This window comes from Bacillus safensis (assembly GCF_039619585.1).
GTDB lineage: Bacteria > Bacillota > Bacilli > Bacillales > Bacillaceae > Bacillus > Bacillus safensis.
Window position 1 is genome coordinate 1,395,169 of the sequence record NZ_CP154909.1, and the last position, 26,012, is coordinate 1,421,180.

At 41.0% G+C, this 26,012-nt stretch carries 25 protein-coding genes; 22 read left to right on the plus strand and 3 right to left on the minus strand.

Annotation, left to right across the window (positions count from 1 at the left end; genetic code table 11):
• Positions 1-276: 276 nt before the first annotated feature.
• Positions 277-834: a 16S rRNA (guanine(966)-N(2))-methyltransferase RsmD gene (gene rsmD, locus AAYR28_RS07135; protein WP_061109803.1), complete on the plus strand. Its 558-nt coding sequence runs from the start codon at positions 277-279 to the stop codon at positions 832-834.
• A 1-nt stretch (position 835) separates the two neighbouring features.
• On the plus strand, positions 836-1,318 hold the full coding sequence (gene coaD / locus AAYR28_RS07140) for a pantetheine-phosphate adenylyltransferase (protein WP_024426917.1): 483 nt from the start codon (positions 836-838) through the stop codon (positions 1,316-1,318).
• A 13-nt stretch (positions 1,319-1,331) separates the two neighbouring features.
• On the opposite strand, the gene ylbJ is transcribed toward coaD, so the two are convergent.
• Positions 1,332-2,540: a sporulation integral membrane protein YlbJ gene (ylbJ, locus tag AAYR28_RS07145; protein WP_029707660.1), complete on the minus strand. Its 1,209-nt coding sequence runs from the start codon at positions 2,538-2,540 to the stop codon at positions 1,332-1,334.
• Between the two features lie 156 nt (positions 2,541-2,696).
• On the opposite strand from ylbJ, the gene AAYR28_RS07150 reads away from it, so the two are divergent.
• Entirely contained in the window at positions 2,697-3,476 is a 780-nt protein-coding gene (locus AAYR28_RS07150) for a patatin-like phospholipase family protein (protein WP_024426919.1), read from the plus strand.
• 4 nt (positions 3,477-3,480) lie between these two features.
• Entirely contained in the window at positions 3,481-4,509 is a 1,029-nt protein-coding gene (locus AAYR28_RS07155; protein ID WP_024426920.1) for a SepM family pheromone-processing serine protease, read from the plus strand.
• A gap of 31 nt (positions 4,510-4,540) precedes the next feature.
• Here AAYR28_RS07155 and AAYR28_RS07160 read toward each other — a convergent pair whose 3' ends face one another.
• Positions 4,541-5,788, minus strand: a complete 1,248-nt coding sequence (locus AAYR28_RS07160; protein WP_061109973.1) for a nucleotidyltransferase — start codon at positions 5,786-5,788, stop codon at positions 4,541-4,543.
• 206 nt (positions 5,789-5,994) lie between these two features.
• Here AAYR28_RS07160 and AAYR28_RS07165 point away from each other — a divergent pair, with 206 nt between their 5' ends.
• The 3 genes from AAYR28_RS07165 to gerR all read left to right on the plus strand — a co-directional run bounded on the left by AAYR28_RS07165 (position 5,995) and on the right by gerR (position 7,387).
• Positions 5,995-6,513, plus strand: coding sequence for a YceD family protein (locus tag AAYR28_RS07165; protein ID WP_019743276.1), 519 nt, complete (start codon positions 5,995-5,997; stop codon positions 6,511-6,513).
• 21 nt (positions 6,514-6,534) lie between these two features.
• Positions 6,535-6,708 carry a 50S ribosomal protein L32 gene (gene rpmF, locus AAYR28_RS07170; protein ID WP_008354700.1) on the plus strand — a complete coding sequence of 58 codons (174 nt, stop codon included), beginning with the start codon at positions 6,535-6,537 and terminating at the stop codon, positions 6,706-6,708.
• A 139-nt stretch (positions 6,709-6,847) separates the two neighbouring features.
• Entirely contained in the window at positions 6,848-7,387 is a 540-nt protein-coding gene (gerR, locus tag AAYR28_RS07175) for a sporulation-specific transcriptional regulator GerR (protein ID WP_061109804.1), read from the plus strand.
• A gap of 46 nt (positions 7,388-7,433) precedes the next feature.
• Here the strand turns inward: gerR and AAYR28_RS07180 are convergent, their stop codons facing one another.
• Entirely contained in the window at positions 7,434-7,913 is a 480-nt protein-coding gene (locus AAYR28_RS07180; RefSeq protein ID WP_007499784.1) for an N-acetyltransferase, read from the minus strand.
• 210 nt (positions 7,914-8,123) lie between these two features.
• On the opposite strand from AAYR28_RS07180, the gene AAYR28_RS07185 reads away from it, so the two are divergent.
• The 15 genes from AAYR28_RS07185 to AAYR28_RS07255 all read left to right on the plus strand — a co-directional run bounded on the left by AAYR28_RS07185 (position 8,124) and on the right by AAYR28_RS07255 (position 25,997).
• A complete protein-coding gene (locus tag AAYR28_RS07185; RefSeq protein WP_034281680.1) occupies positions 8,124-9,023 on the plus strand; it encodes a 2-dehydropantoate 2-reductase in 900 nt (299 codons plus the stop codon).
• A 65-nt stretch (positions 9,024-9,088) separates the two neighbouring features.
• Complete coding sequence (gene bshC, locus AAYR28_RS07190) at positions 9,089-10,708, plus strand: bacillithiol biosynthesis cysteine-adding enzyme BshC (protein ID WP_034281681.1); 1,620 nt, start codon at positions 9,089-9,091, stop codon at positions 10,706-10,708.
• Positions 10,709-10,836: 128 nt separating this feature from the next.
• Positions 10,837-11,268, plus strand: a complete 432-nt coding sequence (mraZ, locus tag AAYR28_RS07195) for a division/cell wall cluster transcriptional repressor MraZ (protein WP_003211163.1) — start codon at positions 10,837-10,839, stop codon at positions 11,266-11,268.
• Positions 11,269-11,334: 66 nt separating this feature from the next.
• On the plus strand, positions 11,335-12,267 hold the full coding sequence (gene rsmH, locus AAYR28_RS07200; protein ID WP_034281682.1) for a 16S rRNA (cytosine(1402)-N(4))-methyltransferase RsmH: 933 nt from the start codon (positions 11,335-11,337) through the stop codon (positions 12,265-12,267).
• 37 nt (positions 12,268-12,304) lie between these two features.
• Complete coding sequence (gene ftsL / locus AAYR28_RS07205) at positions 12,305-12,652, plus strand: cell division protein FtsL (RefSeq protein ID WP_024424265.1); 348 nt, start codon at positions 12,305-12,307, stop codon at positions 12,650-12,652.
• A 7-nt stretch (positions 12,653-12,659) separates the two neighbouring features.
• Positions 12,660-14,810, plus strand: a complete 2,151-nt coding sequence (locus AAYR28_RS07210; RefSeq protein ID WP_034281955.1) for a penicillin-binding protein — start codon at positions 12,660-12,662, stop codon at positions 14,808-14,810.
• A gap of 128 nt (positions 14,811-14,938) precedes the next feature.
• The gene (locus AAYR28_RS07215) at positions 14,939-16,858 is read left to right on the plus strand and encodes a stage V sporulation protein D (protein WP_024424263.1); all 1,920 of its coding nucleotides are present in this window, start codon (positions 14,939-14,941) and stop codon (positions 16,856-16,858) included.
• Positions 16,859-17,069: 211 nt separating this feature from the next.
• Positions 17,070-18,545, plus strand: coding sequence for a UDP-N-acetylmuramoyl-L-alanyl-D-glutamate--2,6-diaminopimelate ligase (locus tag AAYR28_RS07220; protein WP_034281683.1), 1,476 nt, complete (start codon positions 17,070-17,072; stop codon positions 18,543-18,545).
• A gap of 135 nt (positions 18,546-18,680) precedes the next feature.
• On the plus strand, positions 18,681-19,655 hold the full coding sequence (gene mraY / locus AAYR28_RS07225) for a phospho-N-acetylmuramoyl-pentapeptide-transferase (protein ID WP_003211854.1): 975 nt from the start codon (positions 18,681-18,683) through the stop codon (positions 19,653-19,655).
• A 9-nt stretch (positions 19,656-19,664) separates the two neighbouring features.
• Entirely contained in the window at positions 19,665-21,011 is a 1,347-nt protein-coding gene (gene murD / locus AAYR28_RS07230; protein WP_061109974.1) for a UDP-N-acetylmuramoyl-L-alanine--D-glutamate ligase, read from the plus strand.
• Between the two features lie 59 nt (positions 21,012-21,070).
• Positions 21,071-22,171, plus strand: coding sequence for a stage V sporulation protein E (gene spoVE, locus AAYR28_RS07235; RefSeq protein ID WP_024424259.1), 1,101 nt, complete (start codon positions 21,071-21,073; stop codon positions 22,169-22,171).
• Positions 22,172-22,368: 197 nt separating this feature from the next.
• Positions 22,369-23,463, plus strand: coding sequence for an undecaprenyldiphospho-muramoylpentapeptide beta-N-acetylglucosaminyltransferase (murG, locus tag AAYR28_RS07240; protein ID WP_046310860.1), 1,095 nt, complete (start codon positions 22,369-22,371; stop codon positions 23,461-23,463).
• A gap of 31 nt (positions 23,464-23,494) precedes the next feature.
• Positions 23,495-24,406, plus strand: a complete 912-nt coding sequence (murB, locus tag AAYR28_RS07245) for a UDP-N-acetylmuramate dehydrogenase (protein WP_034281685.1) — start codon at positions 23,495-23,497, stop codon at positions 24,404-24,406.
• Positions 24,407-24,531: 125 nt separating this feature from the next.
• Positions 24,532-25,311, plus strand: a complete 780-nt coding sequence (locus AAYR28_RS07250; RefSeq protein ID WP_061109806.1) for a cell division protein FtsQ/DivIB — start codon at positions 24,532-24,534, stop codon at positions 25,309-25,311.
• Positions 25,308-25,997 carry a DUF881 domain-containing protein gene (locus AAYR28_RS07255; RefSeq protein ID WP_024424255.1) on the plus strand — a complete coding sequence of 230 codons (690 nt, stop codon included), beginning with the start codon at positions 25,308-25,310 and terminating at the stop codon, positions 25,995-25,997. The genes AAYR28_RS07250 and AAYR28_RS07255 overlap by 4 nt, the downstream gene beginning before the upstream one ends.
• The last annotated feature ends 15 nt before the right edge of the window (positions 25,998-26,012 follow it).

The following is a 26,012-nucleotide window of genomic DNA, read 5'->3' on the forward strand; positions in this document are numbered from 1 at the left end:
GGTCCTTCTATTCTTAATGATTCATTAAGGAGAAGGCAAAGGGAGAGGAGAAACCGGAGGAAGAACTTATGGGGAAACGTAAGTCTTCTCCGCGGTTGGCAACAGCACCACATCAGATGCTGTTATAAGTAGTATGACCCCGGATTTCTTGATCTATACATAGAAAATGAATGAATATCCGCGCATTGTTCCTTGAGGAGTGATGTGGTAAGATAATGTTGAATTTTTTGTCATAAACAATGACGAATAGAAGCAAGCAGAAAAAGTGGTGGAAAAATGAGAGTCATCTCTGGAACGAGAAAAGGCCGCACACTTAAAGCGGTACCAGGTCAATCAACAAGACCGACGACAGATAAAGTAAAAGAATCAATATTTAATATGATCGGCCCGTATTTTGATGGCGGATGGGCTCTTGATTTATTTGCAGGAAGCGGTGGTTTAGGGATTGAAGCGCTTTCTAGAGGATTCGATCATTGCATATTTGTTGATCGAGATATAAAGGCGATTCAGACGATTAAAGGAAACCTGAATCAATTGTCGCTAATGGATCAAAGTGAAGTGTTTCGAAATGAAGCAAAGCGTGCACTTGCAGCCGTTGTGAAACGAAAGGAATCCTTTCAAGCCATTTTCCTTGATCCGCCCTATAAAGATCAACAGCTAAAAGCACTTCTTGAAATGATTGACGAGCACGCCTTGTTAACAGATGACGGCGTGATCGTGTGTGAGCATGATAAAGACGTGAAGCTGCCAGAAGAAGCAGGACAGCTTCACATCACAAGACAGGAACTGTACGGATTGACTGGTATTACGATTTATAGAAAGCGGGGAAATTAGCATGGGGAACATAGCCGTTTGTCCGGGCAGCTTCGATCCAGTTACATTGGGGCATTTGGATATCATCAAAAGAGGTGCAAAGATTTTTGATGAAGTGTATGTATGTGTATTAAATAACTCATCTAAAAAACCGTTATTTACTGTTGAAGAACGGTGTGAGCTTATTCGCCAAGCGACGAAGGAGCTGCCAAATATCAAAGTTGAATCGTTTCACGGCCTGCTTGTTGATTATGCAAAGCAAAAAGAAGCCAAAGTCATTTTACGAGGATTAAGGGCTGTGACGGACTTTGAGTATGAGATGCAAGGCACCTCAATGAACAAAGTGTTAGACGATGAAATTGAAACGTTTTTTATGATGACCAACAATCAATATTCCTTCTTAAGCTCCAGTATTGTCAAAGAAGTAGCGAAATATCATGGGGCAGTCAAAGATCTTGTACCAAAAGAGGTAGAAGCAGCGCTGAAGGAAAAATTTAATGGATGAGTGCACCCAGCACTCATCCATTTTTTAATTTCCGATAGTACAGTGCGATATACACAATCAAGCTGCAAAGTGTGATCAAAGGACCAGCTGTCACAAGCTGATTCCAAACCACGCTGCTGAACATGACGACCTGCTGGCCTGCATCAAAGGCCCCCGCTGGGAGAGCCATGTCTGATCGAGAGACATAAAGAGGCTTGAATAATAAAAAGGCAAAAACAGCTGCATAAATTCCGTGAAGCAAACGGGCGAAGAAAAACGGTTTAAAGCGGATATCGGTTGCCGCCAAAATGCCGGCGACTTGGGCTTGAACAGAAAACCCGCTGAATCCTAAAATAAAGCTGACGACAATGGTTTTAGCGAGAAGGGTGACTTCCTGTGACCCCGCCATCTGGCTTCCTAATGTGATTTCAAATAAACCGGCAATCATGGCAAGGTCTAATTCTGGCGGAAGATGCATCGTTTGCAGCATATATCCGAGCCCGATGGATAAAAGGTCTGTCACATGGACAACTGACAGCATTTTGCTAAACACAGAAAATAAGATAATAAAGCCGCCAATCATAAAGAGTGTTTGGACTGATGACATGACTGCATCACTTAAAATTTGGCCGAGCGGTCTTTTCTCTGCGAGTCTTGCTGTATGAAGAGCATTGAATGCCTCTTTAAACGGCGGGAATAAAAACTTCTTGCGGCTTCTTAGGTGTGCATCATGCCGCGCTTTATACGCGCGCATCGTCACACCAACAGCGAGATTCCCTAAATAATGAGCGCTGGCGAGTACAATGCCTAAAGCTGGGTGATGAAAAAAACCAACAGCCACCGCACCGAAAATAAACAATGGATTTGATGAATTTGTAAAGGAAACGAGACGCTCTGCTTCGATCCGCGTCAGCTGCCTTTCCTGCCTCAGTCTTGTCGTTAATTTCGCACCAGAAGGAAACCCTGAAGCCATTCCCATAGCCAGTACAAATCCGCCTACACCCGGCACCCGGAAGATGGGGCGCATAAATGGCTCTAATAATACCCCGACAAATCTGACAATCCCGAAACTAATTAATAGCTCGGACAAAATAAAAAAAGGAAGCAATGATGGAAATACAACCTCCCACCACATTGCAAGTCCATTTTTTGACGCTTGCAAAGAGGCTTGTGGATGTGTAATCACAGTGGCTGTTAAAAAAATAAAAAAAGCAGCGATGAACAGAGTGTTCCATTTTTTCATGGAGATTTCGCCCCTTGCCGTTATGATCTATTGGCGAGCTCGTGATATTAGAAAAAGAAACTAGCCGAGCCTGTCTTCTATTACTATACGAGCAGTAGGGGCATGTTTAGACCTATAGATTCGTATATATGCATAGAAAGAGGAGGGTGGATTTTCATGAAGCGACCGATCATCGGGCTTGCACTAGGCTCCGGGGGTGCGAGGGGAATGGCGCATATCGGGGTATTGTCTAGTCTTGAGAAGCAAGGAATACAGGTAGATATGATTGCTGGAAGCAGTATTGGCGCACTTGTTGGGAGCTTTTATGCGGCAGGACAAGACGTAGAAAAAATGAAAAAACTTGCACTTGTCTTCAGAAGAAAGTATTATGCTGACTATACACTGCCAAAAATCGGTCTTTTAAAAGGAAATCGAATTTTGCAGCTGATTCACACGTTTACATATGGGAAAACATTCGAAGAATTAAGAATGCCCCTTGCGGTGGTTGCCTGTGACCTCGAAACAGGGGAGAAGGTTGTGTTTAAAGAAGGGTCTGTCTCACAAGCAGTCAGAGCAAGCATCAGCATTCCAGGCGTGTTTGTTCCTCACGATATGGGCGGCAGACAGCTAGTGGATGGAGCGGTTGTTGACCGCATTCCTGTGTCTGTTTTAAAAGAAATGGGCGCAGACCTTATTATCGCCTCTGATGTATCAAGGGTGAAAAAAACAGAAAAGGCGACGAGATTATCGGATGTGATTATGCAAAGTTTGGACATCCTTCAAAATGAATTGGTCCGTCATCAAACCATTCATGCAGATCTCATGATCCGGCCGAGGCTTGAAACATTTAGCTCTAGTTCGTTCACCCAGGTTCAGGAGATGATTGAAGCTGGTGAGCTCGCCGCAGATCAACTAGCAGGTAAACTGAAAGATGTCATTGATAAATGGGAGTGTTAATCGAATGAAAAAATTGAATATTCGCTGGCTCAGCTTTTTTGTCGTTGTTCTTGTCTTATTTGGCTTAACTTTTGTTAAACTGCCGTATTACGTGACAAAGCCGGGTGATGCAACAGAGATTGCCCCTCACATTCAAGTGGACGGTGGATACGGCGAGAAGGGCAGCTTCTCTCTTATGACGATAAAAGTAGGTCCAGCCAATCCGTATACGTATTTACTTGCGAAAATGAATAAATATGACGAGATCGTCCCAGAAGAAAATATTAAAGCGGACGGAGAGTCGGATGAAGATTATATGAAAAGACAGCTTCAGCTGATGAAAAGCTCTCAAGAAAATGCCATGATTGCAGCGTATACAAAAGCAGGCAAAAAAGTAGATTATACGTTTAATGGGGTATATGCGAGCTACGTCATGAAAGGCATGCCTGCTTATGGCAAAATTGAAGTGGGCGACCGGATTAAAAGCGTTGATGGCAAGACGTATGATTCTGCTGATAAAATGGTGTCGTATATCAGCCGTCAAAAAGCTGGTACATCTGTCCGTTTTGTCCTTGAACGAAACGGCAAGGATATCACGCAGAAAGTGAAGTTAAAACCTTTTAAAGAAGAGCCGAACCGAGTTGGAATTGGCGTATCATTATTTACAGACCGAAATGTGAAAGTCTCGCCTTCCATTAAGGTCGATATTGAAAATATCGGCGGCCCGTCGGCAGGTTTAATGATGTCACTTGAAATTTATAACCAGCTGACAAAAGAAGACGAAACACATGGCTATGCGATTGCAGGGACTGGAACGATTGACGCTGATGGTACGGTCGGGCCAATTGGCGGAATAGATCAAAAGGTTGTTGCAGCAGATAAAGCAGGAAAAGATATCTTCTTTGCACCAAACGATAAAGGTGATCCAAATTCAGACTACAAAAATGCAGTGAAAACAGCAAAAGATATTAAAAGTAATATGAAAATCGTTCCTGTGGACACAATGCAGGACGCACTGAACTATTTAAACAAGTTAAAAGAGAAAGCATCTTAAGTGAAAAAAGAGCAGCCTTAGGCTGCTTTTTTTATCGAGATTGGAAGAGACCAGTCTCTTCATCATAGCGGATCGGTGAGGTTTTAAATTCTGCTTCTGTTAACTTTGTTTGCATTGGTTCGCTGATGGGAAGGCTGAAGACGCGGGAAGCGCGAATGTCAAGATCAAGGGCAGGATGTGAAAAGGAAGACAGCTTGCTGACAAGCGGTACGTCCAATTCCTTTTTTACAAGAGATAAGTATTGCTGGCCTTTCTTTGACATACCAAGTAAACGAATGTATGGTGCTTGTTTCTCCTTTAGCAGCTCATGCATGACCGTTTTCTTCACCCTCATTAAAAGGTGCGTATTCATCCGCTGCAGCCTTGTCCACGTATATCGTTTTGTTTTCACAAGTGATAGATATTCCTCGTAGGAGGACGCATGTGTGATCGCCTTTTGCATGCGGTGTTCGATGCCTTCTTCAATTTCATAGATGCCTTCTAGTTCAGCTGTATCCATTGTGTGAAACACATGTTTTAAGAAGCTGAAATAGTCTTCTTGCGTATGTAAAAGATCATAAGAAGAATAATAGTCATGTAATTGCTTAAGCGAGGCTTCCGGGAGATAAGAGGCGACAGTTTCAAATGACCCATTCTCTTTTATGGCTTTTCGGATGCTTGTAGCGCTTGCGATTTTCTGATGTTTAGGAAGCTCTTGATCATGATAACCGGATGCAATTCTTTGAGAGGTAAAGGGCTCTATGTGAGGAGATCTCTCTAAGATGGCTTTGACATAATGGAAGCCTAAAATGTTATTAGGCCTAGACAGATCCAGTAAGTGTTTCGGATCAATGACCTCTTGAAACGCAGCGGCAGCGGCAGCCGGATAACTAAGACCTTCTTTTACCTTTGCTTTTGTGAAAAGGTCGATTTCTTCTTTTTTCTCATGCCAAGCGTGAGCTGTTCGCTCAAATGCTTTGATGTTTCCGTCCTCACTTCCGAAAAAAAGGGAGCGGCATTTTAAAGCATCTAGAATAGACACGGCGCCGTTTGCGAAGGTTTCTGCCTTTTGCACTGCATATATGTATGGAAGCTCACACACGATGTCTACACCGTTTTGCAATGCCATTTTTGTTCGTGCCCATTTGGAGACGATAGCGGGCTCTCCGCGCTGGAGAAAGGATCCGCTCATGACGGCAATGGCTACATCTGAGGAGGTATGTGTTTTCGCCTGGCGAACATGATAGGCATGTCCATAATGAAATGGATTGTACTCGACAACAACTCCTGTTGCTTTCAATAGATGTTCCGCCTTTCTTGCTATGGTTAAATGGTCTATGCTACAGTAGCATAAGGGAAAAATGAAGCCCATTTTTTTCAGTGTAGGCATTCCGTGAACTGATGTCAAACAACGCTCTGACATCACAAAGGACTGTAAAGAAAAAATATTGACAAATAGCATGATGAAAGCTATAATCATGTTTGTTGCTCTTAGAGGTGATACAATTGAAATGGACAGTTTATCAGTTACATCAAAAAGCTAAAAACAGCTTCGATTTTCATGAGACGGTTGACTTAAATGAACTTACTAGCCTTCATTCAGATATACGTCGTATTTCACCGGTAGAGGTGAAAGGGACTGGAGTGATCGAATCAAAGCAAGTCGCATTTGATTTAACCATCACAGGTGAAATGACATTGCCTTGTTCAAGAACGCTTGTTGATGTAAATTATCCATTTGCGATTTCAACGAAAGAACTATTTGTACTTCATAAGACAGACGATATAGAAGATGAAGACGTATCTGTTGTAGAAGACGATATCATCGACTTAACGCCTATAGTCAAGGAAGAAATTCTTCTTGAAGTGCCGATGCAAATCTTTTGCGACCAAACAGACGTAAAAGGTGCTGCACCACAGGAAGGGAATGACTGGGCGGTCATTTCGGAAGATGCACATCAAAACCGAATTGATCCGCGTCTGGAAGGCTTGAAAAAGCTTTTAGAAGAAAATAATGAATCTTAACTCTTTAAGGAGGTGGGAATAATGGCTGTACCTTTTAGAAGAACTTCTAAAATGAAAAAAAGATTGCGTCGTACGCATTTCAAACTACAAGTACCTGGTATGGTAGCTTGCCCAGAATGCGGTGAAATGAAAATTTCTCATCGTGTCTGCAAATCTTGCGGAACATACAAAGGCAAAGACGTAAAAAGCAACTAATGCTTGATAAAAAAGCGTAAGGGAATCTTCCCTTGCGTTTTTTTATTTGTCTATTTTTTAGGTTTCTCTCCTGCAAATAGTCTATCTACTCTAGTAAGCGCATATGATGTGGTATTCAGATTCAGGGGGGGATGATCAATTGACGATTACAAGGCAGGACGCATGGACACAAGATGAAGATTTACTTTTAGCAGAAGTCGTCTTAAGGCATATTCGAGATGGAGGAACGCAGCTTTCCGCATTTGAGGAAGTCGGGAAAGCATTGTCAAGAACAGCGGCAGCATGTGGATTCAGATGGAACTCATACGTCAGAAAACAATATCAGGCAGGCATTGAGCTGGCGAAAAAACAGCGGAAAGAACTGCGTAAAAAGATTGGAATTCATTCCTCGGGTTTACCACAGAATACGTTAACGATAGAAGAAAAGGCAACTTCAGATCAGGCTGAATTGACCTTGCGAGAAGTGATTCAGTTTTTAGAGAAGCTTGAAAAAGAACCGGCTGGCTCAGCTTATTTACGCGAAGAACTGGCGGACACGCAGCATCAACTGAAGTCGCTCACAGAAGAAAATGAACATTTGAAGCGGCAATTAAAAATGACAGAAGAAGACTACCGGGCACTTATTGGGATTGTTGAAAGAGTCAAACAGAATATCAACTTAAAAGAATATGCTAAATAAGAAAACGCCCCTCACAGAGAAAGGAGGGGCGTTTTGCCATCAGTGATTAAGCGGATTCACCTGTATTCTTTTGAATATGGGCAGGTTCCCAGATGAGTGGATTTTCACCTTTGTCGCGTTCCATATCATATTTTACCGCTTCAAAGCCCATTTTATCCCAAAAACCAGCAGATTTGACGCGTGGATTGGTCCGGATTGGCAGTCCGAAAGATTTGGCGAAATCAACAAGTGCCTCGCCGTACCCTTTACGCTGATACCCAGGAAGCACTTCCAGCTTCCACAGCTCTAAATAATCATGATTGTGGTCAAAATACGTTGTCGTCGAGCCGTCCACTTGATAAAGGCTCATACGTGCAACCAGCTTATCTCCAAAATAAATCCCGTAAAATGGAGAGTTGCTGTCATTTTCAATCATATTACTTTCAAGGTCTTCAAGCATGGATAGTTCTTGTATGCCATATTCCTTAAATTGTTTAAATTCCTCTAAAGTTTTGTAATTGATTAGAAGTCGTTTTACTTGTGTCATATGATCTTCCCCCTTACACACATAATGTTGACAGTGATGTCGTTGAAGGCGTTTTCATCCCATCCGCCTCAAAAAGTTTTTACACTTATTATTATAGTTTTTAAATTAAAAAAATTCAATCGCGGCGCGCCATCTGCTTTTTGCATCGCGGCTTGAAACTGTTAAAATGGTTGATATGATGAAGTAAACAGAAAAAGGGAAGTGCGGCAGTTGAACATTGGAATCATTGGCGGCGGTGCGATTGGTCTGCTTTGTGCCAGTTATTTATCACAGCATCATGACATCACTGTTTTGACAAGAAGAAAAGAACAAGCAGAGAAGATTCGAACATCAGGTATTAAGCGAACGGTAAAAGGAGACACATTCCTGGCGTCTGCGGAGGCAAGGGCAGGGATTACAGGAGTATTTGATCTGCTGATTGTGACGGTGAAATATCACCAGCTGCAAGAGGTGCTTGATGAACTATCCACATTACCTCGTCAACGAATCTTATTTTTACAAAATGGCATGGCCCACTTATTAGATTTAGAAAACTGGGACACGCCGCATTCGATATATATCGGTGTTGTAGAGCACGGGGCGATGAAGGTATCAGATCATGCAGTAAACCATACAGGGATTGGTGTCATCAAGTGGGGGGCTTTTCATCCTGAGGATGCAGCTGATGTGAGAAATGCTTTGAATGAAACGCCGGCCCAATTTCAGATGATTTATACGGATGAATGGAAAAAAGTGCTGGAGGAAAAACTGCTGGTCAATGTCTGTATTAACCCGCTCACGGCTTTATTGCATGTGAAAAATGGAGAATTGATCGCAACTCCTGCATATGAATACATGATGAAATGTGCATTTGAGGAAGCATTGTCCATTCTAGGTCTGGCTGAAAAAGAGCGGCTCTGGTCACACGTCGTTTCCATTTGTAAGAAAACGGCCGCCAATCAATCGTCAATGCTTCAAGATATCGTCAAAGGCCGTGAAACCGAAAGAAAAGCCATCGTTGGCTATCTTTTAAAAAAGGCTCAAGCTCAAGAAATTCTGGCGCCACATCTTACTTTCTTCAATCGAAGCTTGGAAGTATTGGAAAAAAAGCAAACAAAATCTTTTGAGTGAGCTCATTTACATGCTATACTTTTTTCGGGAAACTAACTATTTATTGAAGAAAGGAAGTTCTAAACATGCAATTGACTGAACTTTCCATCCGAAGTCAGAATTTATTCATACGTGATTATATAGAAGAAAAAAAAGAGATGACTGCTTTTTTTGATTATGATATACATTCTGAGCACACATGGAAAAAAAGATACGACGATCTCATGGAAATGAGCTTCCCGCGCGAGGCTTTAGCGGATTATATGAGCGCATACCACGCAAAGTTTGAATCGACAGCGATGCGTCAGAACATTGAAAAGATCCGTGATGAACGGAGTGTCATGGTGGTTGGAGGACAGCAGGCAGGCCTACTGACAGGACCGCTTTATACCATACATAAAATCATATCCATTATTCAGTTCGCAAAAGAAAAAGAATCAGTGCTTGGCGTTCCTGTGATTCCAGTCTTTTGGGTAGCAGGTGAGGATCATGACGTAGATGAAATTAATTTTGTCTACACATCTGGCGAAAAAGGTCCAGTCAAGCAAAAGCTGCCATTACATAACGTCAAAAAAACTGCTGCCAAAAGAACACCTCTGCATCAAGAAAAAACAGAGAAATGGCTCCGCGATGTGTTTTCAACATATGAAGAATCTGCGTATACAAATGACTTGCTTGATCAGCTTCTTCGATGTTTACGCAAATCACAAACATTTACGGATTTCTTTGAATGGATTGTATGCGACCTTTTTGAAGAAGATGGACTGCTTCTATTTAATTCAGGAGACTTAGGCGTCAAACCACTTGAGCGTACGTTATTCAAGCATATTGTTGAGACAAATGATGCGGTCACAGCTCGTTTGAATGAAACGCAGGCTGCCATGAAACGAGCGGGATATCAGCCTATCATAGAAGCTGGTGACAATCAGGCGAACCTGTTTTACGAATATGATGAAGAGCGTTTCCTTATTGAAAAAGAAAACGGCCAGTTTTCTATATCAGAAGTGGGGCTTACGTGGACAAAAGAAGAGCTTTTGCAGGAAATTGAGGAGCACCCAGAACGGTTCAGCAACAATGTGGTGACGCGTCCCTTAATGCAGGAAACCCTTCTCCCAACACTTGCTTTTATGGCAGGCCACGGTGAAGTCAACTATTGGGGAGAACTGAAAGGAATTTTTGAGCATTTTGAATTAAAGATGGCACCCGTTCTTCCAAGACTGCACGTGACCATTCTTGAAAGGCACATCGATAAGAAGCTGCCGGTCAGAGAACTTTCTCTTGAAGAAGTGCTCACAAACGGAGTAAAAGAAAAGAAAGAGGCTCACTTTGAGCAAAGCCTTCCAGACAGCTTTGTTCAAGCCGTTGATCAGGCGAAACGTGAATTAGCGAATGTTCATGGCGTACTGAGGCAAGAAGCACTGGAGGTTGAACCAAACTTCGAACAGCTGCTAGATAAAAATGCCAAATTTATCGAAGACCAGCTTCAATTTGTTTATCAAAAGGTGGCGCAGCGTGTGGAAGAGAAGGAAGGATATATCCTTCGAGATTTTGAACGGATTGAAAACAGCTTAAAACCATTAGATGCCCCGCAAGAAAGAATTTGGAATATCATGTACTTTTTAAACAAATATGGTCCAGAATTCTTCAAAACGTTCAAAAATCTGCCATTTTCATTTCAAAACAAGCAGCAAATTGTCAAACTTTGAAATAAAGTTTTAATGAACCCTGACTAGTTCAGGGTTTTTTTTTATGTAGAAACAGTGTAAAATAAGTTTTGTGGAGAGAAGTGGTGGATAGTGGAGAGTAAGGGTGAGAAAGTGGGGCTCTGATTATCATGTTCATGGGTGAATACCAACATACGATTGATACAAAAGGGCGCATGATCATCCCTGCTAAATTTAGAGACGGTCTCGGAGAACAGTTTGTGCTGACGAGAGGGCTTGATCAATGTTTATTTGGCTACCCTATGAGTGAGTGGAAACTAATCGAAGAGAAACTCAAAGCACTGCCGCTAACGAAAAAAGATGCACGTGCGTTTACCCGGTTCTTCTTCTCTGGCGCAGTTGAATGCGATCTGGACAAGCAGGGGCGTATTAACATCGCATCAAACCTACTCCAATATGCAAAACTCGAAAAAGAATGTGTGGTCATCGGCGTTTCAAATCGAATTGAGTTGTGGAGTAAGTCGATCTGGGAACAATATACAGAAGAGCAAGAAGATTCTTTTGCTGAAATTGCTGAAAACATGATTGGATTTGATATATAATAATCCCTTGTGCAGCAAGCTTTCTACACATTCATTTCTATTTGAAAAAGGTGGGACCATAACATCATGTTCCAACATGAGACAGTATTATTAAAAGAAACAGTTGACGGTTTAAACGTCAAAGAAGACGGTACATATGTAGACTGCACGCTAGGCGGAGCAGGTCATAGCTCATATTTACTATCTCAACTATCAGAAAAAGGTACATTGATTGGATTTGACCAAGACGATGCTGCACTGGATCATGCACGAGAGAAGCTCGCGGATTCTAAAGCGAACATTCTTTTCATAAAAAGCAACTTCCGATATTTAAAAGAACGTCTGAATGAACAAGGTATTACAAGCGTAGACGGTGTGATTTTTGACCTTGGGGTTTCATCTCCTCAGCTCGACACACCAGAGAGAGGCTTTAGTTATCACCATGATGCACCTCTTGACATGCGAATGGATCAAACAGCCGCATTGTCGGCAAAACAAGTGGTGAATGAATGGCCATTTGAAGATCTAGTTCGGATTTTCTACAAATATGGGGAAGAAAAATTCAGCAAGCAAATCGCACGCAAAATTGAAGAAGCTAGAAAAAAAGGACCAATTGAAACTACAGGTGAGCTTGTCGACATTATCAAAGAAGGAATTCCCGCACCTGCAAGACGAACTGGCGGACATCCAGCAAAAAGAGTGTTTCAAGCGATCCGAATTGCCGTAAATGATGAATTGAAAGTTTTTGAAGAAGCACTAGAACAAGCAATAGAGTTACTCAATCCGAAGGGGAGAATTTCTGTCATTACATTCCATTCACTTGAAGACCGGATTTGTAAAAGTACATTTAAAGAAATGTCTTCTCTTCCAGAACTTCCGCACGGACTACCAGTGATTCCAGAAGGACTTGAACCAAAGCTGAAGCTGATCACGAGAAAACCAATCGTTGCATCAGAACAAGAGCTGGAACATAACAACCGTGCCCGTTCAGCGAAGCTCCGAATTGCAGAAAAAAAGTAAAACGACACCATAGATGATGATAAAAAGGAGGTTTCTTATGAGTAATTTGGCTTACCAAAGAGAAGTAAAACAATATCAAACAGAGCAGCAAGGCCAATCGGTTGTTATTAAAAGAAGAGGTTCTATCACACTTGGTGAAAAAATCTTACTTGTCATGTTTGTCATGGCTCTTATGTGCAGCTCCATTCTCATCATTTCTAAAGCCTTTGCTGTCTATCACGCTAATATTGAAGTCCAGAAATTAGAACAGCAAGTATCTTTAGAATCGAAGAAGATCACTGAGCTTCAAAAAGAAAAAGACTTGCTGAGTGAACCGGAGAGAGTCATTGATACTGCGAAAAAAGCAGGCTTAAGCATTTCGAAAGATGTTAAGAAGGTCGATTAAGATGGCGATGCCTAAAAAGAATAAAATGATGAACAGAGGCGCGGCAATTGCGAGTATTTGCTTCGCCCTGTTTTTCTTTATCATCCTTGCACGTTTTATCTATATTCAGATTACAGGAACGGTCGATGGCCAAGTGTTAGCCGCAAAGGCAAATGAACAATATCAATCGAAGAAAACACTTGAAGCCAAAAGAGGGTCTATTTTAGACCGAAATGGAAATGTGATTGCAGAGGATACGTCTGTTTATAAGCTCATTGCGGTCATGAGCAAGAAAATGACAGTCGACCCAAAGCACCCGATGCATGTCGTCGACAAAGAAAAGACAGCAAAAGAGCTGTCAAAAGTCATTGATATGAGTGAAAGCGAAATTTTAAAGCGTCTGAATACTAAAGGTGCGTTCCAAGTGGAGTTTGGTAAAGCTGGGAAAGACATCAGTTTTTCAACAAAGGAAAAAATTGAAAAGCTAAAGCTTCCAGGGATCGCATTTGAAAAAGACACGAAGCGATATTATCCAAACGGCATGTTTGCGTCGAACCTGATCGGTTATGCAAGATTAGATGAGGCAACGAAGGACATGTCAGGCGCGATGGGACTTGAGAAGGCGCTGAACAAATTTTTAAAAGAAAAAGACGGCTATGTGACATATAACAGTGACAGAAGCGGATGGGCTCTTCCAAATAGTAAAGAAGACATTGTCGCTCCGAAGGATGGGAAAAATGTCACGCTGACTATCGATCAAAAAATCCAGGCGTTCCTTGAAGAAAGTATGACGCAGGTTGCCAAAAAATATAAACCGAAGAAAATCATTGCCACAGTCGTTGACCCAAAAACGGGAAAGGTGCTCGCGATGGGACAGCGGCCAAGCTTTAATTTAAATGAATTAGACATTACGAATTATAACAATGATGTCATTTCATATGCGTTTGAACCAGGTTCAACGATGAAAATCTTCACACTTGCTGCAGCAATCCAAGAAGGGGTCTACCAAGGCAATGATAAATATCAATCTGGTACTTATAAAGTAGGAGGAGGCCTTGTAAGAGACCACAACAATGGAAATGGCTGGGGAAAAATTGACTTTCATGAAGGTGTTCTCCGTTCGTCTAACGTAGCTTTTGCAAAGCTGGCAAAAGAAAAACTAGGCTTCACGCGCTACGAACAATATTTGCAGAAGTTCCATTTCTATGACAAAACAGGTATTGACTTGCCGAACGAAGCGTCTAGTAAAATCAATTACAGATACGAATATGACAAAGCATCGACGGCTTACGGTCAAGCGTCTGCCATTACACCGATTCAACAAATAGAAGCAGCGACAGCGATAGCAAACGGCGGAACGATGATGAAGCCATATGTCATTGATCATATTACAGACCCGAACACAAACAAAACAATTTTACAGCACGAACCAACAGTAGCTGGAAAGCCAATTTCCTCTGATACAGCAAAGCAAGTCCGTGACATTTTAGGTGAGGTGGTTTCCTCGAAGATTGGAACAGGCCAGCCTTACCAAATCAAAGGATTTGACGTTGCTGGGAAAACAGGAACAGGACAAATTGGCGGTGCCGGCGGTTATCTCAAAGGAAGAAACGATTACGTCTTTTCATTTATGGGAATGGCGCCAAAAGATGATCCGAAGCTGCTCGTTTATGTAGCTGTACAGCAGCCGCAGCTGTCTGACACAGAAACTGGCTCTGCCCCAGTTGCACAAATTTTTAACCCAGTGATGAAAAATAGTCTGCTATATTTAAATATTGCACCAACAAAAACAGACGATAAAAAATCAGGCGAACAAAAAGTGAAGCAAGAAACAATGCCTTCATTCTTAGATTTAGAAGTGAAGCAGGCGGAAACAGAAGCCAAAAACAAAAACTTAACGCCTGTTGTCATCGGCGACGGCCTCTCCATTAAACGACAGTGGCCAAGTGCAGGCTCTGAATTCTCTGAAAGCCAGAAAGTTTTCTTGAAAACAGCAGGAAAAACGATAAAAATGCCTGATATGACAGGCTGGTCGAGACGGGAAGTCCTTCAATATGCATCCATTTCCGGTGTGCATATCGAAACAAAGGGACAAGGATATGCTGTCAAACAAAGTGTGAAAAGAGGATCGGAGATTTCAGATGAAGTCGTCACTGTGACATTTAAAAGTCCGAATTAACTGCAAAACCTAGCAAACCACTTGCTAGGTTTTTTCTTTTGCCGAGCGGGATAGACGAGACGTTCTACATAAGGACGGGCCTGCATATGATGGAAACAAGCCATATGTATGTAAGGAGTGAACCAGGCGTGCGAGTATCAAGTGTAACAGTGAGAAAACGATTGCTTTTCGTGCTGCTGTTTGGGGTGATCATTTTTTTCATCATAGATACTAGATTAGGATATGTACAGTTTATTATGGGCGAGAAGCTCACAAGCTTAGCAAAAGATTCATGGAGCCGGAACCTCCCGTTCGAACCAGAAAGGGGAGATATTTTGGACCGAAATGGGGTAGAGCTTGCGACGAACAAAAGTGCCCCATCTATATTGGTCGTCCCGCGGCAAATTAAAGATCCGGCAGAAACAAGCAAAAAACTGGCGGCAGTACTGAATATGTCTGAAGAGAAAGCGTACAAGCACGTCACAAAGAAAACATCCATCGAACGAATTTCTCCAGAAGGGAGAAAAGTATCTCATGAAAAAGCAAAAGAAGTCAGAGAGCTTGATTTAGATGGTGTTTATGTTGCAGAAGACAGCATCAGACACTATCCGTTTGGCAGTTTTCTTTCTCATGTGCTGGGCTTCGCTGGAATTGATAATCAAGGGTTACTTGGACTGGAAGCCTATTATGATGATGACCTAAAAGGTGAAAAAGGCTCTGTGAAGTTCTATTCCGATGCAAAAGGGCAGAAAATGCCAGATGAAGCAGATGATTATACACCGCCTAAAGATGGTCTTGATATGAAGTTAACTGTCGATGCGAAGGTGCAAACCATTATAGAACGGGAATTAGACAATGCGCAGGCAAAATATAACCCAGATGGGATGATTGCAATTGCGATGAACCCGAAGAACGGTGAAGTGCTTGGGATGTCGAGCAGACCGGATTTTGATCCAGCGGATTATCAATCAGTTGACTCGAAAGTGTTTAACCGAAATCTACCGGTGTGGAGCACATATGAGCCAGGTTCGACGTTTAAAATTATTACGCTTGCAGCAGCACTAGAAGAGAAAAAAGTCAATTTAAAACGCGATCATTTTTTTGACAGCGGTTCTGTGACAGTTGATGGTGCAAGACTTAGGTGCTGGAAAAAAGGCGGCCACGGATCACAGTCATTTTTAGAAGTGGTTCAAAACTCCTGTAACCCCGGTTTTGTTGAACTAGGCGACCGTCTAGGAAAGGATAAATTATTTTCCTATATTAAAAATTTCGGGTTTGGCCAAAAAACAGGAATCGATCTTCAAGGGGAAGGACGAGGTATTTTGTTCCCGCTGGACCGGGTTGGTCCTGTAGAGCAGGCGACAACTGCCTTTGGTCAAGGTGTATCTGTTACGCCGATACAGCAAGTAGCTGCCGTAGCAGCTGCGGTAAATGGCGGAACACTTTACACGCCGTACATTGCAAAAGAATGGATAGATCCAATCACAAAAGAGGTAGTGAAAAAGCAATCACCGATTGCCAAAAAGAAAGTGATTTCAGCAGAAACATCCAAAGAAATCAGATATGCGCTTGAAAGTGTAGTCGCTCAAGGAACTGGCCGAAATGCATTTGTTGAAGGATATCGAGTTGGCGGAAAAACAGGGACAGCACAGAAAGTAAAAGACGGCAAGTACATGGAAAATAACCACATTGTGTCGTTTATCGGGTTTGCGCCTGCTGATGATCCAAGTATCGTTGTATATGTGGCTGTAGATAACCCGAAAGGCACTATTCAATTTGGCGGGACAGTTGCTGCACCAATTGTGGGTCATATTATGCGGGACAGCCTGCCTGAGATGGGTGTGAAAAAAAGAAAAGGACAAATTGAAAAGAAGTACCAGTGGCTGGACACAAAAACCATTGAAGTACCGAATCTTGTAGGGGGATCTGTTTCAGACCTTGAATCCTTACTGATTAACCTTAAGATCGATGCTTCTGGAACGGGCAGTAAAGTGGTGAAGCAATCACCTGCTGCCGGGACAAAGGTCAAGGAAGGCTCCACCATCAGATTATACTTAAACGATGAATAATAAAGAATGAACAGAGGGTAGCCGCACTCATTCGGCTGCCTCTTTTTGTTGAAAGAGAAGGTCTGTTTGAAAAAAAGAGCCTAAAGTGTGTTTTTTCCAAGAGAAACTTAAGGAATACGCTGGATGTATCCTTTTTTTTACGATAAAATATAGACTGTGTGTTTTTTTCACAAGACATGCACGTGAACGAATTTGAGAGGTTTGATATGAAATGAAATTACAAGAACTCCTTACATACTTTAAAAGTGAAAATGACGAATTAATAAACGAAAATCCTGATATCACTTCCATTGAAATGGATTCAAGAGAGGTGAAAAAAGGAAGCCTTTTTGTCTGTATAAAAGGCTATACAGTAGATGGACACGATTATGCTGAAAAAGCGGTGAAAAGCGGGGCTGCAGCGATTGTAGCAGAACACCCTCTTAACATATCAGATGTACCAGTCATTATTGTAAAACACTCTCAAAGAGCTCTTGCAAGAATAGCTGATGCGTTTTACGAGCAGCCAACTCATAAGCTGAATCTCATCGGGATCACAGGAACAAACGGAAAAACTTCGACAACACACATGATTGAACAAATGATGAGAAAAGCTGAAAAGAAAACAGGCTTAATCGGTACAATGTATATGAAGGTGAATGATGACATTCTCGATGTGAAAAACACTACACCTGAAAGTGTCACACTTCAGAAAACCTTTAAACAGATGCTTGACCAAGATGTAGACACAGCCATTATGGAAGTTTCATCACATGCACTGCATCTTGGCAGGGTACATGGATGTGATTATGATATTGCCGTTTTCACAAACCTTTCGCAGGACCATCTTGATTACCACAACACAATGGAAGAATATAAACATGCGAAAAGCTTGCTATTTTCACAGCTTGGCAGTGCCTTTCATCACGATAAGCCAAAGCATGCGATTTTAAATGCAGATGATGACGCTTCGAGTTATTATGAAAAAGTTACAGCTGCTGAAGTCATGACATATGGCTTAGAGCAAAAAGCAGATGTGATGGCAAAGAATATTCAAATCAAACCGAAGGGAACTCAATTTGATTTGATCACTCCAATTGGCACAAAAAATGTGACAGTTGCCCTCATCGGTAAGTTTAATGTGTACAACATCCTAGCAGCTGTATCAGTAGGGATCGTATCTGGCTTAACATTTGAAACGATTGTAAGTGCTATTGAAGAGCTGGAGGGAGTCAAAGGCCGATTTGAACTTGTGAACTGTGATCAAGATTTTCCTGTTATTGTCGATTACGCCCATACACCTGACAGCTTAGAAAATGTCCTGACAACGTGTAGAGAATTAACAGAGGGCAAAATTTTCTGTGTGATAGGCTGCGGCGGTGACCGTGATAAAACAAAGCGTCCTCAAATGGCCCAAATCGCTGTGAAGTATGCAGATGAACCTGTATTTACATCAGACAATCCAAGAAGCGAAGATCCTTCAGCTATTTTAAAGGATATGGAAAATGGGGTGCCAGACGCATATTATCATAGTTTTGTGAATCGCAAACAAGCCATCTTTTTTGCAATTGCCAATGCGAAAAAAGGCGATACAGTCTTAATAGCGGGTAAAGGTCATGAGACATATCAAATCGTCGGCGATCAAGTTTACGATTTTGATGATGCAAAGGTTGCTATGGACGCTATTTTAGATCTAAACAAATCTTAAAATGATGAAAAGAGTGTAATGAAATGAAGCATTTTGTACAAAAACAACATACGAAGAACGTGAATGAATACCTTAATAATGAATGTAATTTTCTGATGGAAAACGGCTTTGGAAATTCGGAAGGAGTAAAGAACGATGCTTGAACAGGTGATATTGTTTACAATCATAATGGGATTTTTAATCAGTGTTCTTTTATCCCCGATTTTTATTCCGTTTTTAAGAAGGCTTAAATTTGGTCAAAGTATTAGAGAAGAAGGACCACAGTCTCACCAAAAGAAATCAGGTACTCCGACAATGGGCGGAATTATGATTATCTTTTCTATTACAATTACAACGATTGTGATGATCAACAAATTTTCTGAGATTAGTCCAGAAATGTTTTTATTGTTATTTGTCACGCTTGGCTACGGTCTATTAGGATTTTTAGATGATTATATTAAAGTAGCGATGAAACGAAACCTAGGTTTAACATCGAAACAGAAATTAATCGGTCAAATCGTGATCGCAGTGATTTTTTATGCAGTCTTCCATTATTATCAGTTTGCAACGACGATTCGCATTCCAGGAACAGATGTCAGCTTTGATTTAGGATGGGCTTATTTTATCCTTGTCGTTTTCATGCTTGTCGGAGGTTCTAATGCCGTGAACTTAACGGATGGACTGGATGGTCTATTATCTGGAACTGCTGCAATTGCCTTCGGAGCCTTTGCTATACTGGCTTGGAATCAATCACAGTACGATGTAGCGATCTTTTCAGTAGCTGTTGCTGGAGCCGTTCTTGGGTTTCTTGTGTTTAACGCGCATCCTGCAAAAGTATTTATGGGTGATACAGGGTCGCTTGCTTTAGGCGGAGCGATTGTAGCGATTGCCATTTTAACAAAGCTTGAAATTTTGCTTGTCATTATTGGAGGAGTATTTGTTGTCGAAACGTTATCTGTTATTCTTCAAGTGATCTCCTTTAAAACAACTGGAAAAAGAATCTTTAAGATGAGTCCGCTTCACCACCACTATGAGTTAGTTGGCTGGTCTGAGTGGAGAGTAGTTGTCACCTTCTGGACAGCTGGTTTATTACTTGCTGTTTTAGGAATTTACATCGAGGTGTGGTTATAATTGAATAAGATGCAAATGTTAAAAAACGAAAATGTACTAGTATTAGGTCTTGCAAAAAGCGGATATGCGGCAGCTTCAATTCTTCATGAGCATGGAGTAAATGTCATAGTAAATGACCAAAAGCCGTTTGAAGAAAATGAACCTGCTCAGCTTCTTTCTGAAAAGGGGATTGATGTCATTTGCGGCAGCCATCCTCTTCGTATGTTCGATGATAAAGAAATTACGATTTTAATTAAAAATCCAGGAATTCCATATGAAAATATGATGGTTCAAGAGGCGCTTCGCCGCCAAATTCCAGTTTGGACGGAAATAGAATTAGCTTATCATTTAACCTCAGCTCCTTTTATTGGGATTACTGGATCAAATGGAAAAACCACTACCACGACTTTGATTTATGAAATGTTGAAACAAGACCGTCAAAAAACTTTAGTGGCAGGTAATATTGGCACAGTTGCCAGCGAAGTCGCTGCAAAGGCAGCTGGTGATGAGTGGATCGTAACTGAACTCTCTTCTTTTCAGTTAATGGGAACAGTTGAATTCAGACCTAAAATCAGCTTAATATTAAATATTTTTGATGCACATTTAGACTATCACCACACTCGTGATGAATATGAAAAAGCAAAGCAGAAAGTTTACGCACATCAACTGGATGATGACATAGCAGTCATTAACCTCGATGATCCATCAGTCGTAAAACTGGCTGAAGCTTCAAAAGCAAAAAAAGTGTTTTTCTCCGTGAAAGAGCAAGTAGAACATGGTGCGTATATTAAAAATGGTGCGATCTACTACATGAATGAACATATCATCGATTTAAAGGATGTTGTTCTTCCTGGTGAGCATAACCAAGAAAATATTTTGGCAGCTATTTGTGTCGTGAAAAATGCAGGCTGTTCAAATGAAGCAATCGCACACGTTCTCACGACATTTAGTGGAGTGAAGCACCGTCTGCAGTTTGTAGATACAATTCAAAGCAGAAAATTCTATAACGATAGTAAAGCCACCAATATACTGGCAACAAGTAAAGCATTGTCAGCTTTTGAGCAGCCGACTATTTTATTAGCCGGCGGACTTGACCGCGGCAATGAATTTGATGAATTGAAACCTTTTATGAAAAATGTAAAAGGAATTATCACATTTGGTGAGACGGCACCTAAGTTTGTGAAGCTTGGTGAAGAACTGGGAATACATCACGTAAAACATGTCGATAATGTTGAACAAGCAGTACCTGCGGCGTTTAACATTTCTGAAGAAGAAGACGTGATTTTATTATCCCCGGCTTGTGCAAGCTGGGATCAGCATAAAACATTTGAAGAACGTGGAGACATGTTTGTAAACGCCGTGCATATGCTTAAATAAGGGCTTGTCTCTCGTATGACTGACAGCCCAAATGAAATTATGCTTGGGGTGTCGGTCTCTTGACGAATAAGAAAACTTCTCCGGACTTTTTGCTTGTTGTCATTACGTTACTTTTATTGACGATTGGTTTAATTATGGTGTACAGCGCTAGTGCTGTGTGGGCATCGTATAAATTTGATGATTCGTTTTATTTTGCAAAAAGACAGCTTTTGTTTGCCGGAATCGGAGTTATCGCGATGTTTTTCATTATGCGAGTTGATTATTGGACGTGGCGGACTTGGTCAAAGATATTGATTGCTGTTTGTTTTCTCCTTTTGCTGCTTGTACTTATTCCTGGTATCGGTATGGAGAGAAATGGATCAAGAAGCTGGATCGGTGTCGGTGCGTTTAGTATTCAGCCCTCTGAATTTATGAAGCTTGCGATGATTGCGTTTCTTGCAAAATTCTTATCTGAAAAACAAAAAAATATCACATCCTTTCGTAAAGGTTTCGCACCAGCATTAGGCATTGTGTTTTCTGCATTTGCCATCATCATGCTGCAGCCAGATTTGGGAACAGGGACGGTAATGGTTGGAACCTGTATTATTATGATATTTGTTTCAGGTGCGAGAATTGCTCACTTTATATTTCTCGGTCTTTTAGGGCTCAGCGGATTTGCTGCACTAGTCTTATCAGCGCCCTACCGCATAAAACGAATTACATCGTACTTAAATCCTTGGGAAGATCCACTAGGCAGTGGGTTTCAAATTATTCAATCCTTATACGCTGTTGGTCCAGGCGGTTTGTTCGGGATGGGTCTCGGTCAAAGTAGACAAAAATTCTTTTATTTACCTGAGCCTCAAACAGACTTCATCTTTGCAATATTGTCTGAAGAACTTGGCTTTATAGGAGGATCACTCATTTTGCTGCTCTTTAGTGTTCTATTATGGAGAGGCATACGAATAGCACTTGGAGCCCCAGACTTATATGGAAGTTTCCTAGCAGTTGGCATTATTTCAATGGTTGCCATTCAAGTGATGATTAATATCGCAGTTGTTACTGGACTTATCCCTGTGACAGGTATCACGCTCCCATTCCTAAGTTATGGCGGCTCATCACTGACATTAATGCTGATGGCCATTGGCGTACTCTTGAATGTAAGCAGGTACGCTAGATACTAATGCTGCTAGTTCATGAAACCATGATGACATTTATTTTGCAAAAGTACAAAAAAATGATTTGAAGAGTGAAAAAGACAGCTTTAGTATCCGAAAACATGTTTTTTACCTCTTCTTTACAGGTTTTAACGGAGCCCTGTTGTTTAAAACAGGGTTTATACTTTGTTCAGAGCAGAAAAAAATTGAGGGGAAATGGTATAATGCGTATAGTAATCAGTGGAGGCGGAACAGGCGGACATATTTATCCGGCCTTAGCTTTTATTAAAGAAGTGAAAAGACTGCATCCTGATGTAGAATTTTTATATATTGGTACTGAAAATGGACTTGAAAAGAAAATTGTAGAAAGAGAAAATATCCCTTTCAAGTCCATAGAAATTTCAGGTTTTAAAAGAAAGCTTTCCTTTGATAATGTAAAAACGGTGATGAGATTTCTAAAAGGCGTTCAAAAAAGCAAATCTTACTTAAAGGAATTTAAGCCAGATGCGGTCATTGGAACAGGTGGTTATGTGTGCGGCCCTGTTGTTTATGCAGCTTCTAAGCTGAAGATTCCGACCATTATTCACGAACAGAACAGCCTGCCTGGTATCACAAATAAGTTTTTAGCAAGGTATGTTGATAAGGTAGCCATCTGTTTTGAAGAAGCAAAGGCACATTTTCCATCTGAAAAGGTTGTATTTACGGGAAACCCTAGAGCCTCTGAAGTCGTCTCTATAAAAGAGGGGAAATCTCTGAAGGAGTTTGGGCTGGATGAAAAGAAAAAAACGGTTCTTATTTTTGGCGGGAGCCGGGGGGCTGCGCCGATTAATAGAGCAGTTATTGACATGCAAGATGAATTAAAGGCTAAGAACTATCAGCTTTTATATATCACAGGTGAGGTTCATTATGAAAAAGTGCTGAACGAACTAAAGGAAAAAGGTGCAGCACCTAATATGATTACAAAGCCTTTCTTGCATCAAATGCCGGAGTACTTGAAATCGATTGATGTGATTGTTGCAAGAGCGGGAGCCACAACGATTGCTGAAGTGACAGCCCTTGGAATTCCAACTATTTTTATTCCAAGTCCATACGTGACGGCAAATCACCAGGAAATCAATGCAAGATCACTAGAAAAGCATGACGCTGCAATCGTTTTAAGAGAATCAGAGCTTTCTGGAGAGAGCCTCCTTCATGCCATTGATGAAATTGCTGGTCATGAAGAAAAATTAAACGAAATGAGCCGTTTAACAAAAGAACTCGGAGTACCAGATGCGGCTGGACGTTTATATAATGTATTAAAAGAAATTACGACTACATGATGGAATGATATTAGGTAAGGCGGAGGGTAATATGGAGAACTTGAAGAATGAATTATTAGAAGCGCAAGTCGGTAAAGTGCTTGAAAATGAGCCGCTTGCAAATCATACGACAATGAAAATAGGCGGGCCGGCTGATCTATTGATCGTTCCTAAAGATATTGATGCAGTTAAAACGATCATGGATCAGATAAAAAAACACCATGCGGACTGGACGGTTATTGGAAGAGGATCAAATTTACTCGTACTTGATAAAGGAATACGCGGTGTCGTCCTGAAGTTAGGCGCTGGACTTGATCACTTAACTGTAAATGGTGAAGAAATTACAGTTGGCGGCGGCTATTCTGTTGTAAGGCTTGCAACGTCTCTTAGTAAGCAGGGTCTTTCAGGGCTGGAATTTGCAGCTGGTATTCCAGGGTCTATTGGCGGCGCTGTTTATATGAACGCAGGTGCGCACGGATCTGATATCAGTAAGATTCTTGTGAAAGCGAGAATTTTATTTGAAGATGGAAGCATCGAATGGCTAACAAATGAGCAGATGAACTTTAGCTACAGAACGTCTGTCCTTCAAAAGGAACGACCAGGCATTGTTCTCGAGGCCGTGTTTAAGTTAAAACAGGATGATCGCGAGAAAATCACAAAGAAAATGCAGCAAAATAAAGACTATCGCAAGGAAACACAGCCTTATAATCGACCATGTGCGGGAAGTATTTTTCGAAATCCGCTGCCTGAATATGCAGGACAGCTTGTAGAAAAAGCGAATTTAAAAGGGTACCAAATTGGCGGAGCAAGAATCTCTGACATGCATGGAAACTTTATTGTGAACGCTGGCGGGGCTACTGCTCAAGACGTGCTGGACTTAATTCAGTACATCCAAAAGAAAATTAAAGATGACTACAATGTAGATATGCATACAGAAGTAGAAATTATCGGTGAAGCAAATTAAAAGCAAGTTTTATGAATGATGGCATCACAGGAAAACAAACGGCATGAAGAATGCCGTTTGTTTTCTCATCAAAATGATGACCCAAAGGTGTGGACAAGCAGCTTTGAATGGGGTGAAGAATATATATGCGGCCTGATCATGAAAATGAAAAGATCGTCAATATAGAAGAACGGATTCCTAAAATTAAAGAACAAAGGAAGCAGAAAGCGAATCGGAGACTAATCTCTTTTATTCTACTGTTTTTTATCATGGTTTTAATCATTATTTATTTGCAGACACCAATCAGTAAAATTTCTTCTTTAACTATTACGGGTAACGAGCATGTCCCTACAAAACAGCTTGTGAAACTTTCCCAGATTAAAGAAGGCGAAACAGAGTTTTGGAATTTAAATAAAGATTTAACAGCAGATCATATTAAACAAAACAAACTGATTAAAAGTGTCAGTATTAAAAAACATTTTCCAAATAAGGTTAGTATTGCTGTCAAAGAATATGCCAATATTGCTTATCTTCAAAAGGGAAATCTATACTATGAGCTTCTTGAAAATGGGACAGTATTGCCAGAAGAAGTCACACCAAGTCATGCAGGACCTATTTTTGTTGATTGGGACAATAAAGAGAAGCTGAAGCAAACGGTTAGAACTTTAAATCAGCTGCCAGCCTCTATTCAGGAACTCATCTCAGAAATATATTATGTGCCGACAAGCTCAAACCAGTGGCTCGTTAAATTTTATATGAATGACGGGAACACCGTGATTGCATCAATTAAAACATTCGCTGATAAAATGAAAACCTATCCTGCCATTGTAAAAGAACTTTCGCCATCAGAAAAAGGCACAATCCATATGGAAGTCGCGACGTATTTTGAAGCGTTTAAATCTAAGAAAAAGGAAGATGAACGTTGAGAGGCAAAACAGTTATATTCTCAATTGTCATGCTTGTTCTTGGTTTTCTGATTTCTTTTTCATACCAATATACTAAGCAGCATCAGGCAGATGTCATTCGAACAGAGCAATGGAAAAAAGAATACTCCTTGAAAAGTCAGCTGACAAAGCAAGAAAAGGCGAATCAGAAACTTGAAAAAGAATTATACAGTCTTCAATCACAGGTTCAAGCCACTGAGTCCAATTTGAAAAATGAAAAAGAGCAGTATTTTAATGTATTGGAAGATGTTGAGAAATACAGGATGTTTACAGGAGAGATCGGTGTAAAAGGAAAAGGGGTAAAAGTATCCCTTGAAGATGCATCTTATATCCCGAGTGGACAAAATGTCAATAATTACATTGTTCATGAGAGCCACATTTTTCATGTGATAAACGAACTGTTTATATCAGGGGCCTCTGCCGTATCTATTAATGGACAGAGAATTACACACCAATCATACATACATTGTAACGGCCCAGTTGTCACAGTTGACGGTGTTCAGCATCCAGCGCCATTTGTTATTTCTGCTATTGGTGATCCGGCTGTGTTAATACCTGCATTAAATATTGCAGGAGGAGTAGTCGATCAGCTGACAAGTGATCACATTTCGATGACGATTGAAAAAAAGGATATTCGTATGAATCCTCTTTTAAAACACAAAGATTAAAAGTGAAAAGGTGAG